Below are 15,382 nucleotides of genomic sequence, written 5' to 3' on the forward strand. Positions count from 1 at the left end.
CCACTGCCTCGTCAATCGACTCTTAGGAGCACCCCATGACGAATCTCGAATCCGATATGACCTTCCCGACCTACGGCGGCGAGGTCAAGCCTGCGACCGGCGCGACCCTGTTCGCGCTCGGCTCGTGGCTGCGTCGCGGCAAGGCGTCCGCCGACGCGCGCCAGCTCTTCCTCGAGGGCGGCCGCGACGGCGACTCCTTCTACCGCGACCGCTGGAGCTACGACAAGATCGTGCGCTCCACCCATGGCGTGAACTGCACGGGCTCGTGCTCGTGGAAGATCTTCGTCAAGGACGGCGTCATCACCTGGGAAACCCAGCAGACTGACTACCCGTCAACCGGCGCTGACATGCCCGAGTACGAGCCCCGCGGCTGCCCGCGTGGCGCTGCGTTCTCGTGGTACGAGTACTCGCCGACCCGTATTAAGTACCCCTACGTGCGCGGCGTCCTGCTCGACATGTTCCGCGAGGCCAAGAAGCGCCTCGGGGATCCCGTCGACGCGTGGGCCGCGGTCGTCGAGGACCCGGAGAGGGCGCGTGCCTACAAGTCGCAGCGTGGCCGCGGCGGCATGGTCCGCGTGTCGTGGGAAGAGGCGATGGAGATCGTCGCCGCCGCCTACGTGCACACGATCAAGCAGTACGGCCCCGACCGCATCGCCGGCTTCTCGGTCATCCCCGCCATGTCGATGATCTCCTACGGTGCGGGCTCCCGCTTCCACGAGCTCATCGGCGCCACGATGCTGTCCTTCTACGACTGGTACGCGGACCTGCCTCCAGCCTCGCCTCAGGTGTTCGGCGACCAGACCGACGTGCCCGAGGCCGGCGACTGGTTCAACTCGCAGTACCTCATCATGTGGGGCACGAACCTGCCGCTGACCCGTACCCCCGACGCTCACTTCATGGCCGAGGCCCGCTACCACGGCCAGAAGGTCATCGTCGTGTCCCCGGACTTCGCGGACAACACGAAGTTCGCGGACGACTGGTTGCGCGTCCAGCCCGGCACGGACGGCGCCCTGGCGCAGGCGATGGGCCACGTCATCCTCAAGGAATTCCACGTCGGCAAGCGCGAGCCCATGTTCCTCGATTACATGAAGCGCTACACCGACTCCCCGTTCCTGGTGGAGATTAACGAGGTCGGCGAGGGTGCCCACGAGGGCGTCGCCCCGACGACCCTGGTCCCCGGCAAGTTCCTGACGGCCGCCAAGATGCCCGCAGGCACGACCGAGCGCACCGAGAACAACCAGTTCCGTCCCCTCGTCATCGAGGCCGACGGCACGGTCAAGGACCCGGGCGGCACGCTCGCCGATCGCTTCGGTGAGGAGGGCGCCGGCCACTGGAACCTCAACCTGGATGGCGTCGAGCCCGTCATGTCCATCATGGACACGGACGAGTGGGAAGCCGTCGAGATTGCCCTGCCGCGCTTCGACCTGCCCGCGGCCCCCGGCCAGGCTTCGGTCGGCGGCGGCTACGTGAAGCGTGGCGTGCCCGCGCGCCGCGTCAACGGTCGCCTCGTGACGACCGTGTTCGACATCCTGCTCGCCCAGTACGCCGTCGAGCGTGAGGGCCTGCCGGGTGAGTGGCCCACCGACTACATGGACGCCTCCACGCCGGGCACCCCTGCGTGGCAGGAGGAGTTCACGTCGGTTCCCGCCGCCGCAGCCATCAAGATCGGCCGCGAGTTCGCGCAGAACGCGGTTGAGACGCAGGGCCGTTCCATGATCCTCATGGGCGCCGGCACGAACCACTACTACCACTCCGACGAGATGTACCGTACGTTCCTGGCGCTCACGGAAATGTGTGGCACCCAGGGCCGCAACGGCGGCGGCTGGGCCCACTACGTGGGTCAGGAGAAGGTCCGCCCGATCATGGGTTGGGGCTCCTTCACCTTCGCCCTGGACTGGGCGCGCCCGCCGCGCCAGATGATCTCCACCGGCTGGTACTACATGACCACGGACCAGTGGCGCTACGACGGTGCTGCGGCCTCGGCCATGGGAAACCCGATCAAGTCCTCGAACCTGGACGGCAAGCAGCTGGTCGACACCCTCGTCGAGTCGGTTCAGCGCGGCTGGATGCCCTGCTACCCGACGTTCTCCAAGGGCTCGACCCAGCTGGGCCGCGAGGCCGCCGAGGCCGGCATGGCCCCCGCGGAATACGTGTCCCAGGAGCTGCGCGAGGGTCGCCTCCAGTTCGCGATCGAGGACCCGGACGCCCATCACAACGTCCCGAAGATCCTCGCGAACTGGCGTACGAACCTGCTCGGCTCGTCCGCGAAGGGCACCGAGTTCTTCCTGCGTCACATGCTGGGTACCGGCAACGAGGTCAACGCCGAGGAGCTGGAAGAGGGCAACCGTCCCGCGTCCGTCAACTGGCGTGAGGCTCACCCCGGCAAGCTCGACCTCATGTGGGTCGCGGACTTCCGTAACACCTCGACGACGCTGCACTCCGACGTGGTGCTGCCCGCCGCCACGTGGTACGAGAAGCACGACCTGTCCTCCACGGACATGCACCCCTTCATGCACTGCTTCGACGAGGCCGTGAACCCGCCGTGGGAGGCGCGTACCGACTTCGAGGTGTTCCAGACGCTGGCTCGCCTCGTCGGCCGCATGGCCCCCGGCCACCTGGACACCCAGACGGACGTCGTCGCGGTCCCGCTGGGGCACGACTCCCCGGACGCCATGACCATGGTGGACGGCATCGTTCCCGAGCAGACGTGGACGCCCGGCAAGACCATGCCGAAGCTGGTCCCGATCGAGCGTGACTACACGCAGGTTGGCTACAAGTTCGACCGCATGGGTCCGCTCCTGCTCAAGGCCGGCCTGGCCTCGAAGGGCGTTGCGTACAACGTGCAGGAGGCGTACGAGCAGCTCGGCGAGCTCAACGGCCGTGCCCCCATGGACGGCAACGCCGGCGAGGGTGCGCCCCTGTGCGACACCGCCATCAAGGCGGCGAACATGGCGCTGCGCTTCTCGGGCACCACGAACGGCTCGCTGGCCGTTCAGGGCTTCCGCACGCTGGAAAAGCGCGTCGGCAACGAGATGGCGTTCCTGGCCGAAGGCGACGAAGAAAAGAAGATCACCTACGCGGACACCGTCCTGCAGCCGCGCAGCGTCATCACCAGCCCCGAGTGGTCGGGTTCCGAGCACGGCGGTCGCCGCTACAGCGCCTTCGTGCAGAACGTCGAGTGCCGCAAGCCGTGGCACACGCTCACGGGTCGCCCGCAGTTCTACGTCGACCACGACTGGATGATGGACATGGGCGAGTCCCTGCCGATCTTCCGTCCGCCGCTCGACCTGGCGCACATCTACGGTGAGCGCCCCGTCGGCGACCACCGTCCCGGCCAGCCGGGTCAGGCCGAGGTCGCGGTGCGCTACCTGACGATCCACAACAAGTGGGCCATCCACTCCCAGTACTACGACAACCCGTACATGCTGACGCTGGGTCGTGGTGGCCAGACGGTGTGGATGAGCCCGGCCGATGCCGAGAAGATCGGCGTGCGCGACAACGAGTGGATCGAGGCGAAGAACCGTAACGGCACCGTGTCGGCTCGCGCCGTTGTCTCTCACCGCATCCCTGAGGGCACGGTGTTCATGCACCACGCCCAGGATCGCCAGATCAACACCCCGCTGAACGAGGGGTCCGGCAAGCGCGGCGGTACGCACAACTCGCTGACGCGAATCTTCATTAAGCCGACCCACCTGGCCGGCGGATACGCGCAGTTCGCCTACGCGTTCAACTACTACGGTCCCACCGGCAATAACCGCGACGAGGTCACGGTTATCCGCCGCCGCTCCCAGGAGGTGCAGTTCTGATGAAGGTCATGGCTCAGATCGCGATGGTGATGAACCTCGACAAGTGCATCGGCTGCCACACCTGTTCGGTCACCTGCAAGCAGGTGTGGACGAACCGCGACGGCACCGAGTACATCTGGTTCAACAACGTCGAAACCCGTCCCGGCGTGGGCTACCCCCGCGGTTGGGAGGACCAGAAGAAGTGGAAGGGCGGCTGGAAGCGCACCGCCACGGGCCGCCTCGTTCCCCGTCAGGGCGGACGTGTCGCCTCGCTCGCGAAGATCTTCGCGAACCCGACGCAGCCGACCATGAAGGACTACTACGAGCCGTGGACGTACGAGTACGACAAGCTGCTCCAGGCGCCCGCGAACTCCCGCGCGATCCCGACGGCTCGCGCGAAGTCCAAGATCACGGGCGAGCACATCGACAAGCCCGAGTGGGGTCCGAACTGGGACGATGACCTCGGTGGCTCCATGGAGACCCTGGATCAGGACCCGGTCCTGCACCAGATGAACCTCCAGGTCGCTAAGACCATCGAGGACGCGTACATGTTCTACCTGCCTCGCATCTGCGAGCACTGCCTGAACCCGACCTGTGTGTCGGCGTGCCCCTCGGGCGCGATGTACAAGCGCTCCGAGGACGGCATCGTCCTGGTCGACCAGGATCAGTGCCGCGGCTGGCGCATGTGCGTCTCCGCCTGCCCCTACAAGAAGGTCTACTTCAACCACAACACGGGCAAGGCCGAGAAGTGTACGCTGTGCTACCCGCGCCTCGAGGTCGGCCAGCCGACCATCTGCTCGGAGACGTGCGTGGGTCGCCTGCGTTACATGGGCGTGCTGCTCTACGACGCGGACCGCGTCACCTGGGCCGCCTCCCAGGAGGATGAGCGCGACCTGTACCGCGCCCAGCGCGAGATCCTGCTGGACCCGAACGACCCGCAGGTGGTCGCCCAGGCTCAGGCCAACGGTGTTCCCCACTCGTGGATCACGGCCGCCCAGCAGTCCCCGATCTGGAAGCTCATCACCGAGTACGAGGTCGCCCTGCCGCTGCACCCCGAGTTCCGCACCCTGCCGATGGTGTGGTACGTGCCGCCGCTGTCCCCGGTCGTCGACCAGGTGACCGCGACCGGTTCCGACGGCGAGGACCATAGGGTCCTGCTGTCCGCCATCTCGCAGATGCGCATCCCGATGGAGTACCTGGCCGGCCTGTTCACGGCCGGAGACACGGCACCCGTGGAGTTGGCGCTGCGTCGCCTCGCCGCGATGCGCTCCTACATGCGCGACGTCTTCGTCGACAACCCGACGAACGAGGAGATCCCGGCCTCCGTGGGCATGAGCCCGGAGAAGGTTAAGGAGATGTACCGACTGCTGTCGATCGCTAAGTACGACGACCGCTTCGTCATCCCGACCGCCCACCCCGAGATGCCCCGCGGCATCAAGGAGCTCGAGGGCTGCCCGGTGTCCTACGATGTCGAGGCCTTCCACGGCCTGGCCCCCGCCACGTCGAATCGCCCGATGGGTGGCTCGTCGCCGGAGGGACGCCAGATGCTCCCCCTTGAGGTCGTTCGATGAGTACTTTCGTCGGCATTCCGCGTATTCCTACGGCCGCTCCGGAAACGGAGATGGATCCGCAGGACGCGCGCGGCGTGCGCATGGCGGTCTCGGTCCTCCTGGACTATCCGGGGGATGACTTCGAGACAAAGCTGGACGCGGTCGAGGAGGCTCTGGCGGACCTGCCGGAGTCGGCCTCGGCGCCCCTGGCCTCGTTCGTGAGCTACGCTCGCGCCGCTGGCCTGCGCGCCATGCAGACCACCTACGTGGAGACGTTCGATCAGCGCCGACGCTGCGCGCTCGGCCTGACGTATTACACGCACGGCGACACCCGCGGACGCGGCCAGGCCATCTTGGCCTTCAAGGAGATCCTGCGCCGTGCCGGTTTCGAGATGGAACGCGAGGAGCTGCCCGATCACCTGCCGGTGGTCCTGGAGTTCGCGGCCTTCGACGAGACTGGCACGGCCGAGGGCCTTCTGCGCTCCAACCGCGAGGGTATCGAGGTGATCCGCACGGCGCTGCGCGCCGCCCACTCCCCGTACGCGCCGCTGCTGGACGCGCTGGTCGCGACGCTGCCCGAGCCGGACGAAAAGACCATTGAGGGCTTCCGTAAGCTCATTAGCCAGGGGCCGCCCACCGAACTGGTGGGCGTGGGCGATCTGTCCGCGACGCCCTTCCCGACTTCCGATTCAACGATGGGACGGTAACGTTCATGGAATCCGCACTTTTGCATGCCGCGTCGGCACCTGCGACGCAGTCGCTGTCCTTCCTGGACATTGCCCTGTGGGTGGTCCTGCCGTACGTGTCCTTCGCGATCCTCATTGTGGGCCTCGCGTGGCGCTACAAGACCGACCAGTACGGGTGGACCTCTCGTTCCTCGCAGTGGAATGAGCCGACCATCCTGCGCTGGGCGTCGCCGCTGTTCCACTTTGGTGTTCTCTTCGTGTTCATGGGCCACGTCCTCGGCCTCGTGATCCCGAAGACCTGGACCGAGGCGGCCGGCGTGCCCCAGCACGTGTACCACCTGACGGCGACGATCCCCGGTACGATCGCCGGAATCATGACGATCGTCGGCCTCGCGCTGCTGATCTACCGCCGCCTGGTGGTCAAGTCGGTGCGCGTGGCGACGACCCGCATGGATATCGTCACCTACGTGATGCTGGCGATTCCGGTGCTCCTGGGCGGGGCTGCGACCCTGCTTAACCAGGTGCTCGGTGGCCACGAGGGCTACGACTACCGCGAGACGATCTCCGTCTGGTTCCGTTCGATCTTCTACCTGCACCCGCAGGCGCATCTGATGGTCGACGTGCCCGTCAGCTTCAAGCTGCACATCGTCGCTGGCCTGCTGCTCTTCTGCGTGTGGCCGTTCACCCGCCTTGTGCACGCGGTGAGCGCGCCGGTCGGCTACGTGGCGCGTCCCCCGGTGATCTACCGGTCGCGCGACGAGCACCGCACGCATGAGATGACGCGCGGCGGTATGTCGGACTGATTGACGGCGGTGAGCGCCGCGGTTCCCCGCCCACTGGGCGAGGTCGTGGTGCGGTGATCGCAAGGGCCGGGGGCGAGCGCATGCTCGCCCCCGTGTCTTTATCGGGGTCTCCTCATTTTCATCGGTATGAATCGAGTAATAGGCCCTGCGTAATGCGACCGATTGCTGGCATTGGCCGTGCAAGCGGCCCTCCGTGATGGGTAGAATAAAGCGCACTTTGTAAGTAAGGTAACAGCTTTATTGCCGTTTGGAGATGTCCGTCATGGGTATTTCCGCTGATTATGAGGGAGAGAGGATATGTCATGAGTGATACCTCCCGCGCTCGGCCGCTGGCTGAAACGCTCGCCGCTATGGCGGCGTTGACCCCTGCGCAGCATGCGCTGTTGGAGCGCATCTCGCACCATGTGACGCCCGTGACCGTGGCGGAGCTGGCTCAGGAAGCTGGCTTGCACGTGTCGAGCGTCCGTGAAACCCTCGAGGGCCTCTTTGTCCTCGGTTTGGTCGAGAAGCAGCAGCTTCCCTCGTCGAGGCGAGGCCGTCCCGCTCTGGGGTATTCGACGATGACCCCGGCGGATCCTTCGTTTGCGGCGCAGATGCTGCACCAGCTCACTTCGTCGCTGCTGGCGTGGCTGCGCGTTGACGCGGACGATCCGGCGGCCTCGGTGCGTGAGATTGGCTCGCGTTGGGCGGATGCGGCTCTCGAGACGATGGCGGTGCCTGATCATAGCCATAACCCGAACCGTCGTCCCGTGCGCGACACCTTCAATATTGCTGCCCATCTGGGCAAGGTGCGCCTGTTCATGAACGCCATGGGATTTGCGTCCATCCCGCACGAGACCGATCCGATGGCGGTCGTGCTGACAGCCTGCCCGTTTACGGAGCCGGGTACTGCCGACGACCTGGCACTTGAGCTGCGCCGGGGTATTGTCGAGCGTGTGTTTGAACGGACGGCGACGGGTTTTGCCACCTGGTCACTGGAGACGGATCCGTCCGATCCGCTGCGTCTGACCGTCTATATTCGACGGCTTGATGAGGCGAACCCGAAGCCGCTGTCGACGACCCTTCACTTCTTCGGTGGCGCAGCCGAGGCGGCCGGTGGGTATATGCGTGAACTGCCCTCCGACGAGACCCCCGCGACCCTGGGTGAACTCATCGATCAGCTCAGCTCAGAGAGCCCTGAGCTGGAGCGAATCCTCGCCGTGTCGAGCTACCTGGTCAACGAGCGCTCCGCTCGTCTGGATGCCGAGCTTGCGCCCGGCGCGCGCGTCGACGTGCTGCCTCCGTTCGCTGGCGGGTGAGATTTTTTAGTCATTTGTGTGGGGCGGTCAGGGTTGTAGAATAATTTTGACCGCTCCCTCGTAAGATGAAGGGGAAGACACCCCCGTCCCTGGAGGACCCCATGTCAGCTGAGATTGCAACCGGCATCACCGATGAGCCGCTGGATACTGGCGCGCTGATTGATAGCGCACGTCGGGATACGTGTGGTGCTGTGGCGTCCTTTATTGGTGTGGTGCGTAACCATGACGGCGGAGAGAGCGTGGACGCGATCGAGTATTCCTCTCACCCTTCGTCGCAGCAGATTCTGCGGGACATCGTCATGGAGTTCAAGGATCGTCCGGGAGTGCACCGCATCGTCGCGTGGCACCGCGTGGGGTATCTGGAGATCGGCGAGGACGCGATGGTCGTTGCCGTCGCGGCCGAGCATCGCGCGCAGGCGTTCCGTGCGGTTGAGACCATCGTCGAGGACGTGAAGGCGAAGCTCCCGATCTGGAAGAAGCAGGAATTGACTGACGGTTCGCACAACTGGTCGGGTCTGTGAGATGACGATCGGCGATCCTTATTCCCGTGATGCGGCCGTCTCGGGGCGCACCGTCGCGCTTCCGCTGATCAATCAGCCCGTCCCGTACGAGGCTGGGGATCCTGCGCTGGAACGTTTCCGTCGCAATTGGCTGGTGTCCGGTATTGGCGAGGCCGGCCAGGCGCGCCTGGCGGCCGCACGCGTGCTCGTGGTGGGCGCGGGCGGCCTCGGCTCCCCCGTCCTCCTGTACCTGACGGCGGCGGGCATCGGGACGATCGGCATCTGCGATTCCGACGTGGTCGAGGTGTCGAACCTTCAGCGTCAGCTCCTGCATGGTGAGGGTGACGTGGGGGATCCGAAGCCGGATTCCGCGGTGCGTCACCTGAACGGGCTGAATTCCTCGGTGCGCTTTGAGCGCTACGGGCACGTGACCCGCGAGTGGCTGGATGAACATGGTCGCGAGTGGGACCTGATCGTCGAGTGCACGGATAGCTTCGACTCGAAGTATCTGGTGGCGGACTACTGCGCAGATTCCGGTGTTCCGCTGGTGTGGGGCACGGTCGTGTCGATGGCCTTCCAGGTGAGCGTGTTCTGGTCTGCGGCACCGGCCCCCGTGCCGTCGCTGACGCTGCGGAGCCTGCACCCGGTCAAGCCTGCCCCCGGGACGACCCCGGCCTCGCCGAAGGTTGGCGTGCTCGGTCCCGTGGTCGGCCAGGCGGGCACCGCGATGGCGACGGAGGCGATCAAGCTGCTGGTGGGCTTCGGTGAGCCGCTGATCGGGCGCGTCCTCATGACGGATGCGGCGACGCAGCGCGCCGACGTGCTGACCTTCGCCCCGTGGGGCTGAGCCCCGTGGCCGCGCCGCGCGCTGACGTCGCTGCGATCGTCGTCGGTGGCGGTGGGGGAGAGCGCCTGGGTGGCGTCTCCAAGGCGGATCTGATGCTGGGTGGCGTGCGATTGATCGACCGCGTCTGCGGGGTCTTGACGGAGGCGTGCGCTGCGGGTTGCGTGGCTGTCGTGCCGCCCAGTGTGCGCGTCCCGGATGGCGTCGCACGCACCCTCGAGGATCCGCCGGGCGGCGGCCCGCTGGCCGGTATCGACGCGGGCTTGCGCGCGCTGAGCGTCGGCGACGACGTCCTCGTCGTGGTTGTTTCCGTCGATGCTCCAGGCGTGGGTGCTTTCCTGCCCGCTCTCCTCGAACCCGCGTTGAGGGAGGGGGTCGAGGGGCGCATCGTGCGGGGCGGGGACCCCGAGCCTTTCGACCAGTACCTGATGGGCGTCTACCGGGCCGCCCCCCTGCGCCGCGCCATCGACGAGGCCGTGGCCGCCTACGGCTCGGTTCGGGGCGTGGGGGTTCGTCGGGTGCTGCGCGCCCTCGACGTCGAGCGGGTGAGTGTGGGCGCTGACGTCTGCAGGGACATCGATACCCCTGAGGATGTGGCCTGGTGGGAGACATTTCTGAGCAATTGATTTGTCAGTAACGTGCTTTTGGGTGTAGGTTTAGCTAGTAAGTATCTAGTGACCCATCCCACTTAAGGCGTGCTCATGAATCTTCGTCACGGACAACTGTGGCAGCGACTCGGACTGGCAGTGCTGTCAGGAATTCTTGTCGCCTCCCTCGCTCCCGCCACTGCCGCCGCTCCGACAGATGGCCAGAACATGCATGGCGACATGGAGTCTACCGACCTCGATGCGTCGAGCTCCGACTCCGGCGTTTCCGCCCCCGACACCGCGCAGGACCGTGCGGCCTCGGACGGTGCTGATGCGTCCGATGCCGCCGAATCCGCGGATTCCGCAGACGAGGCCACGGTCTCGTCCGAGGAAGAAAGCGTGGACGGCATCGACGCGCAGGTCTACACCTTCCCCGGCACGAATGGCCCCACCCGCATTCATATCCTGACGACGACGGGTTCGGCGGACGCCATCTTGCTCGAGTCTCGCGGCGTCTTCGCCATGATCGACGGCGCGGAGGGTGTTGGGGCTCCGGATGGCAAGGATCCGCGTTACCCGCTGCGAGAGAGAGTTGTTAATGCTGCTCTCGGTGATACGGACTGGGTGCTTGGCTACATGTCCAACCATGGCGTCACCTCCTCGAACCTCGCGTTCTACCTGGGAACGCACGCGCACTCCGACCACATCGACAACGCGGATGAGATCATCAAGAAGTTCCGTCCGAAGGTCATTCTCAGTCCCGAGTATTCCGATGCGTGGATTACGGATAAGTCCCGCCTGTGGGACAACCAGTGGGTCTACGACAACATGATGGCGGCCGCGCGATGGGCTCAGGGCGCGTACGGAGCCTCGATCGTGCAGAACATCAAGGACTACAACACCCACATCGCGCTGGGTGATATGGATGTTCAGATCATCCCCACGGATCCGGCTGAAAACTACAAGAAGACCGGCGTGCGCGATGCGGACCTCATCGCATATACCGCGAAGGTGAGTGCCTTCGGGCATTCCGCCTACCTGGCCGCCGACCTGGAGACTCGTGGTGGTTACGAGGACCGTATTGCTCCGATTGTTGGGCACGTCGACATGCTCAAGGCCGGTCACCATGGCCTGCCGAGCTCGAATTCGAGTGCCTTCATGAAGGCACTGAGTCCTTCCATGATCGCCCAGACCGGGCCGGAGTGGTACATCCCCGACAATCTGACTGAGAGCGTCATTCATGGAGATTCGTCGTGGGTGCCGATGATGGACCTCTGGTCGAGCGGGCACATTCCCTCGCTCATCGCGACTTTCGCCCCTTCCGGCATTTCATACAACGATCTGTCCGCCGCGTCCTGGGGGCATGAGTACGGCCTGGAAAATCCACGCGCCTGGTGGTTCAAGGGCGGCCGACCCGCGGCTACGACCGGCTGGTGGAAGGGGTCGAGCGGATCCTGGTACTACTTCGCCGGCAAGCCCTCCGCCGAGGCCAGCACCTGGGTGTATGACGGCGGCCAGTGGTACTGGATGGACGCGACGGGCGCGATGGCCGTAGGATGGACCCAGATTGACGGTCAGTGGTACTTCCTGCGTTCCTCGGGGGCGATGGCCACGGGCTGGATGAATAGTGGGAGCAACTGGTACTACCTGAGTGGCAGCGGCGCCATGGCCACGGGCTGGCTTTATGACGCGGGCTCCTGGTACTACCTGGACGCAACGACCGGCGCGATGGTCACCGGATGGAAACAGATCGGCGGTCAGTGGTACTTCCTAAACTCGTCGGGCGCGATGGTCACCGGCTGGATGAATGACGGTGGCACCTGGTACTACCTGACCGGCAGCGGTGCCATGGCCACGGGCTGGATCCTGGACGGTGGCGCTTGGTACTACCTGGGTGACACGGGCGCCATGGCCACCGGTACGCAGGAGATCGACGGTCGCTCCTCGACCTTCTCCCTGTCGGGACGCTGGGTCGGCTACGCCTCCTGATTGAGGCCTCGGCGATTATCCTCACTAAGCGCCGCCCGCCGCGTATTGACGCAGGTGGGCGGCGCTTGCCGGTTGTAGTGTGAGGGGACACATCCTGAGCGAAAGGCCACTCATGACGTTCCTTCGTGCCCGCCTCGCAGCGGCCCTGACGATGACCGTCGCGGCCGCCGCAGCCTCGTCCCTCACCCTCGTCGGCACCGCCCGCGCTGACGACGCCCAGAGCGGGGCCCAGTCGGACTCTCAGTCCGGCTCGTCCTGGGTGCCCGGTACGACCCTCGCACTGGCGAACTCGAAGTCCGTCGAGGCCTCGTCCGTGAGCGCCTCCACCCTGACCTTCGCGTCCAGTACGAGCGAGCAGACGAAGATCTTCGTCCTGTCCTCGTGATCGTCTGACGCAATCCTCATCGAGAGTGGCGGCTGGTACGGCATCATCGACGGCGGCGAGGACTCGGACCTGCCCGACGGCTCCGACCCGCGCTACCCCGTACGCTCCGGCACGGCCGCAGCCACGAACACCAGCACCGAATGGCTCCTGCAGTACCTCGACGACCAGGGCGTCAATGATACGAACGTGGCCTTCTACCTGGGCACCCACGCCCACTCCGACCACATTGCCAACGCCGACGAGATCATCTACAAGTATCGTCCGAAGATCATCCTCAGCCCCGAATACTCCGACGCCTGGATCACCGACGAGAACGGCCTGTGGGACAACCAGTACGTGTACGACCACCTCGTGACCACTGCGAACTGGGCAGTGGACAGCTACGGTGCCACCTTCATTCAGCGCACGGACGGCTACAACACCCACATCACGCTGGGCGGCGCCGACCTGCAGATGATCCCCTTCGACGCCGACGAATACTACAAGACGCGCGGCACGAGCGACGCGAACCTCATGGGTTGGGGCGTGAAGGTCAGCGCCAACGGGCATACCGCCTTCCTGGCCGCCGACCTCATGAGTACCGAGTCCGACTGGGAGACCCCCAACGGCTTCGAGGACCGCATCGCCGATGAGGTCGGCGAGGTCGATATGCTCAAGGCCGGCCACCACGGTGCAGAGTCTTCAAACTCCGTCTCGTTCATGGCCAAGCTGCACCCCGGCGCGATCATCCAGACCGGGCAGGCCGACGATAGCCCCGACCGCCTGTCCTTCCTGGTGATCCACGGGGATACCAAGTGGTTCCCGATGGGCGACATCTGGGACTCGGTCGAGGTGCCCGCGCTGATCTGCGAGTTCAGTGACGACGGCATCACCTACGGCGGCGTTGAGAATTCCGAGTGGGGACATGAGTACGAGACCGAGACTCCGTGCGCCTGGTGGTTCAAGGCGGGCCGCCCCACAGCGACCACCGGCTGGTACGACGGCCCCTCGGGCAGGCGCTACTACTTCAACGATTCCGCCTCGGCCGTGGCCGACCAGTGGCTCGACATTGATGGCGTCTCGTACCACTTCGACGCGACCGGCGCCCTCATCGAGCAGAAGGAAGCCGACGGTACGGTGACCTCTGTGTCCGGCTCGTCGACGCCGTCTTCGACCCGGTGGTGGGCGATCAGCGGTGGCGTGCTGTTGGTCGTTCTTGCCGGAGGCGTGGCACTCCTGCGTCGCCGGGGATGACCTTCCGACCACGACGAGGCCGTGGCGCGCGCCGCGGCCTCGTTCCATGCTGCTTGTTGGATTAGCGCTGTTCGTCGAGCTGGTGGAAGATCGCGGGGAGCAGCGGTGTGACCACCTCGAGGGTGTCGAGCGCGCCGCCTCGCGAGCCGGGAGAGGAGATGATGAGTGCGCCCGAGGAGTCGCGCGCGGTCACGCCGACGACCTCTCGGGACAGACCCGACAGGGGAGTGTTGGCGAGGCCGTGGGCGCGGATCTGCTCGGCGATGCCCGGGATCTCGACCTCGACGATTGAGCGGACAACCTCGGGCGCGTAGTTGCGCACGCCGAAACCCGAGCCACCCAGGACTAGGATGAAGCGTGCGCCGGCCTCGAGCGCGTCGCGAATCTCCGTCTCGAGGATGTCGGCGCTTTCGGGGATCGCCGCGACCGTCACTGGGCCCAGGCCTGCCTCGGCGAGCGCTGCCGTGCAGGCGGGGGTCGCCCGGTCCTCCTTCGTGCCGCGCTGGATGCGGTCCGAATAGGTGATGACATGGGCGCTGATCTGGCTGAGGTCGTAGTCGACGGGCTTGGGCATGGTGTCCTCCGATAATGATGCGTACAAATGTGATCCTAGTCCCTTCCTGCTGTGGAGGCGGGGCTGAGGGCGGGCATGAGTGTGAGGTGATTTTGTGCGCGCGTCGCCCGAGGGAAAAGGGGTGTCTGGATGCTTGAGTGTGTTGATATGCGATTGGAGTGGCCTGAGTGTGGCGACATACCCTGTTTTATTATGGGTGAAAGCAAGTTAAATAACTTTCTGTCTTTCCTCGGAATTAAAAGCAAAAGTGACAACTTGGGTGCGCTCTGACGAACCGTTGCGAGGCGATAATGCCCCTTGTTAGATTAAACGCGTCCCATCCCCACTCAAAAGGAGACTCGCGTGCATTCCCTGCGTGTCCTACCCGTCCTCGGCGCCGCCGCCCTGGCCCTCGCCGCCTGCACTGGCGGGACGAGCCCCGCGACCGACGCCACCGCCTCGTCCCAGGCCACCCGAGCGCCCGCCAAGGAAACCGTCCTCAACGTCTACGCCGCCGCCTCGCTGACCGAAACCTTCGGCGAGCTCGAGAAGACCTTCGAAGCCGCCAACCCCGGCGTCGATGTTCGCTTCAACTTCGCAGGCTCCCAGGACCTTGTCACCCAGCTCGGCGAGGGAGCCGACGTGGACGTCCTGGCCACCGCCAACGAGTCGACCATGAAGAAGGCCGCCGACGCCAACCAGGTCGATACCCAGACCATCTTCGTCACCAACACCCTCACCCTCATTACCACGCCCGGCAACCCGGCGGGCGTGACCGGCCTGGACTCCTCCCTCGACGGTGTCAAGCTCGTCGTGTGCGCCCCCGAGGTCCCCTGCGGCAAGCTCACCAAGACCCTCACCGAGAAGCTCGGCATCACCCTGAACCCCGTCTCCGAGGAACAGGCCGTCACCGACGTGCGCGGCAAGGTCTCCTCCGGCCAGGCCGACGCCGGAATCGTCTACAAGACGGACGCGCTGGCCGAAGGCGACGCCGTCGACACCGTCCCGATCCAGGGCGCCGACGAGGCCGTCAACAAGTACCCGATCGCGCTCGTGTCCGCCTCGGCCAACAAGGAACTCGGACAGAAGTGGATCGACCTGGTCCTCTCCGCCGAGGGACAGGCCGTCCTCGAACGCGCCGGCTTCGCGCCCGCAGCGAAGTAGCATCG

At 65.6% G+C, this 15,382-nt stretch carries 13 protein-coding genes; 12 read left to right on the forward strand and 1 reads right to left on the reverse strand.

Annotated features, from left to right (window positions below; all coding sequences use genetic code 11):
• The first annotated feature begins 35 nt into the window (after positions 1 to 35).
• From ACTODO_RS04270 to ACTODO_RS04320, 11 genes are all read left to right on the forward strand, one after another.
• Entirely contained in the window at positions 36 to 3,806 is a 3,771-nt protein-coding gene (locus ACTODO_RS04270) for a nitrate reductase subunit alpha (protein ID WP_003791817.1), read from the forward strand.
• Complete coding sequence (gene narH, locus ACTODO_RS04275; protein WP_003791820.1) at positions 3,806 to 5,356, forward strand: nitrate reductase subunit beta; 1,551 nt, start codon at positions 3,806 to 3,808, stop codon at positions 5,354 to 5,356. The genes ACTODO_RS04270 and narH overlap by 1 nt, the downstream gene beginning before the upstream one ends.
• Positions 5,353 to 6,042: a nitrate reductase molybdenum cofactor assembly chaperone gene (gene narJ, locus ACTODO_RS04280; RefSeq protein ID WP_003791821.1), complete on the forward strand. Its 690-nt coding sequence runs from the start codon at positions 5,353 to 5,355 to the stop codon at positions 6,040 to 6,042. Before narH ends, narJ begins: the two co-directional genes overlap by 4 nt.
• Before the next feature lie 5 nt (positions 6,043 to 6,047).
• A complete protein-coding gene (gene narI / locus ACTODO_RS04285) occupies positions 6,048 to 6,824 on the forward strand; it encodes a respiratory nitrate reductase subunit gamma (RefSeq protein ID WP_003791823.1) in 777 nt (258 codons plus the stop codon).
• Positions 6,825 to 7,126: 302 nt separating this feature from the next.
• Positions 7,127 to 8,122, forward strand: a complete 996-nt coding sequence (locus ACTODO_RS04290) for a MoaD/ThiS family protein (RefSeq protein ID WP_003791825.1) — start codon at positions 7,127 to 7,129, stop codon at positions 8,120 to 8,122.
• 101 nt (positions 8,123 to 8,223) lie between these two features.
• On the forward strand, positions 8,224 to 8,643 hold the full coding sequence (locus ACTODO_RS04295; RefSeq protein WP_034512051.1) for a molybdenum cofactor biosynthesis protein MoaE: 420 nt from the start codon (positions 8,224 to 8,226) through the stop codon (positions 8,641 to 8,643).
• A gap of 1 nt (position 8,644) precedes the next feature.
• Entirely contained in the window at positions 8,645 to 9,469 is an 825-nt protein-coding gene (locus ACTODO_RS04300) for a HesA/MoeB/ThiF family protein (protein WP_003791827.1), read from the forward strand.
• On the forward strand, positions 9,460 to 10,092 hold the full coding sequence (gene mobA / locus ACTODO_RS04305; RefSeq protein WP_003791829.1) for a molybdenum cofactor guanylyltransferase: 633 nt from the start codon (positions 9,460 to 9,462) through the stop codon (positions 10,090 to 10,092). Before ACTODO_RS04300 ends, mobA begins: the two co-directional genes overlap by 10 nt.
• A 75-nt stretch (positions 10,093 to 10,167) precedes the next feature.
• Positions 10,168 to 12,042: a cell wall-binding protein gene (locus ACTODO_RS04310; RefSeq protein ID WP_050749178.1), complete on the forward strand. Its 1,875-nt coding sequence runs from the start codon at positions 10,168 to 10,170 to the stop codon at positions 12,040 to 12,042.
• A gap of 112 nt (positions 12,043 to 12,154) precedes the next feature.
• A complete protein-coding gene (locus ACTODO_RS10935; RefSeq protein ID WP_003791833.1) occupies positions 12,155 to 12,427 on the forward strand; it encodes a hypothetical protein in 273 nt (90 codons plus the stop codon).
• Positions 12,428 to 12,496: 69 nt separating this feature from the next.
• Positions 12,497 to 13,660 carry an MBL fold metallo-hydrolase gene (locus ACTODO_RS04320; protein WP_244262572.1) on the forward strand — a complete coding sequence of 388 codons (1,164 nt, stop codon included), beginning with the start codon at positions 12,497 to 12,499 and terminating at the stop codon, positions 13,658 to 13,660.
• A gap of 61 nt (positions 13,661 to 13,721) precedes the next feature.
• On the opposite strand, the gene ACTODO_RS04325 is transcribed toward ACTODO_RS04320, so the two are convergent.
• Positions 13,722 to 14,234, reverse strand: a complete 513-nt coding sequence (locus ACTODO_RS04325; RefSeq protein ID WP_003791836.1) for a molybdopterin-binding protein — start codon at positions 14,232 to 14,234, stop codon at positions 13,722 to 13,724.
• Between the two features lie 342 nt (positions 14,235 to 14,576).
• Here ACTODO_RS04325 and modA point away from each other — a divergent pair, with 342 nt between their 5' ends.
• Complete coding sequence (modA, locus tag ACTODO_RS04330; protein ID WP_003791840.1) at positions 14,577 to 15,377, forward strand: molybdate ABC transporter substrate-binding protein; 801 nt, start codon at positions 14,577 to 14,579, stop codon at positions 15,375 to 15,377.
• Positions 15,378 to 15,382 lie beyond the last annotated feature (5 nt).

Origin of the sequence: Schaalia dentiphila ATCC 17982 (assembly GCF_000154225.1) — a bacterium.
Classification (GTDB): Bacteria; Actinomycetota; Actinomycetes; order Actinomycetales; family Actinomycetaceae; genus Pauljensenia; species Pauljensenia dentiphila.

What these genes read in the sequence shown, in the direction of transcription:
- narJ (WP_003791821.1), top strand. Translation starts at nt 5,353, where the DNA reads ATGAGTACTTTCGTCGGCATTCCGCGTATTCCTACGGCCGCTCCGGAA.
- ACTODO_RS04270 (WP_003791817.1), top strand. Translation starts at nt 36, where the DNA reads ATGACGAATCTCGAATCCGATATGACCTTCCCGACCTACGGCGGCGAG.
- ACTODO_RS10935 (WP_003791833.1), top strand. Translation starts at nt 12,155, where the DNA reads ATGACGTTCCTTCGTGCCCGCCTCGCAGCGGCCCTGACGATGACCGTC.
- ACTODO_RS04300 (WP_003791827.1), top strand. Translation starts at nt 8,645, where the DNA reads ATGACGATCGGCGATCCTTATTCCCGTGATGCGGCCGTCTCGGGGCGC.
- narI (WP_003791823.1), top strand. Translation starts at nt 6,048, where the DNA reads ATGGAATCCGCACTTTTGCATGCCGCGTCGGCACCTGCGACGCAGTCG.
- narH (WP_003791820.1), top strand. Translation starts at nt 3,806, where the DNA reads ATGAAGGTCATGGCTCAGATCGCGATGGTGATGAACCTCGACAAGTGC.
- ACTODO_RS04290 (WP_003791825.1), top strand. Translation starts at nt 7,127, where the DNA reads ATGAGTGATACCTCCCGCGCTCGGCCGCTGGCTGAAACGCTCGCCGCT.
- ACTODO_RS04295 (WP_034512051.1), top strand. Translation starts at nt 8,224, where the DNA reads ATGTCAGCTGAGATTGCAACCGGCATCACCGATGAGCCGCTGGATACT.
- ACTODO_RS04325 (WP_003791836.1), bottom strand. Translation starts at nt 14,234, where the DNA reads ATGCCCAAGCCCGTCGACTACGACCTCAGCCAGATCAGCGCCCATGTC.
- ACTODO_RS04310 (WP_050749178.1), top strand. Translation starts at nt 10,168, where the DNA reads ATGAATCTTCGTCACGGACAACTGTGGCAGCGACTCGGACTGGCAGTG.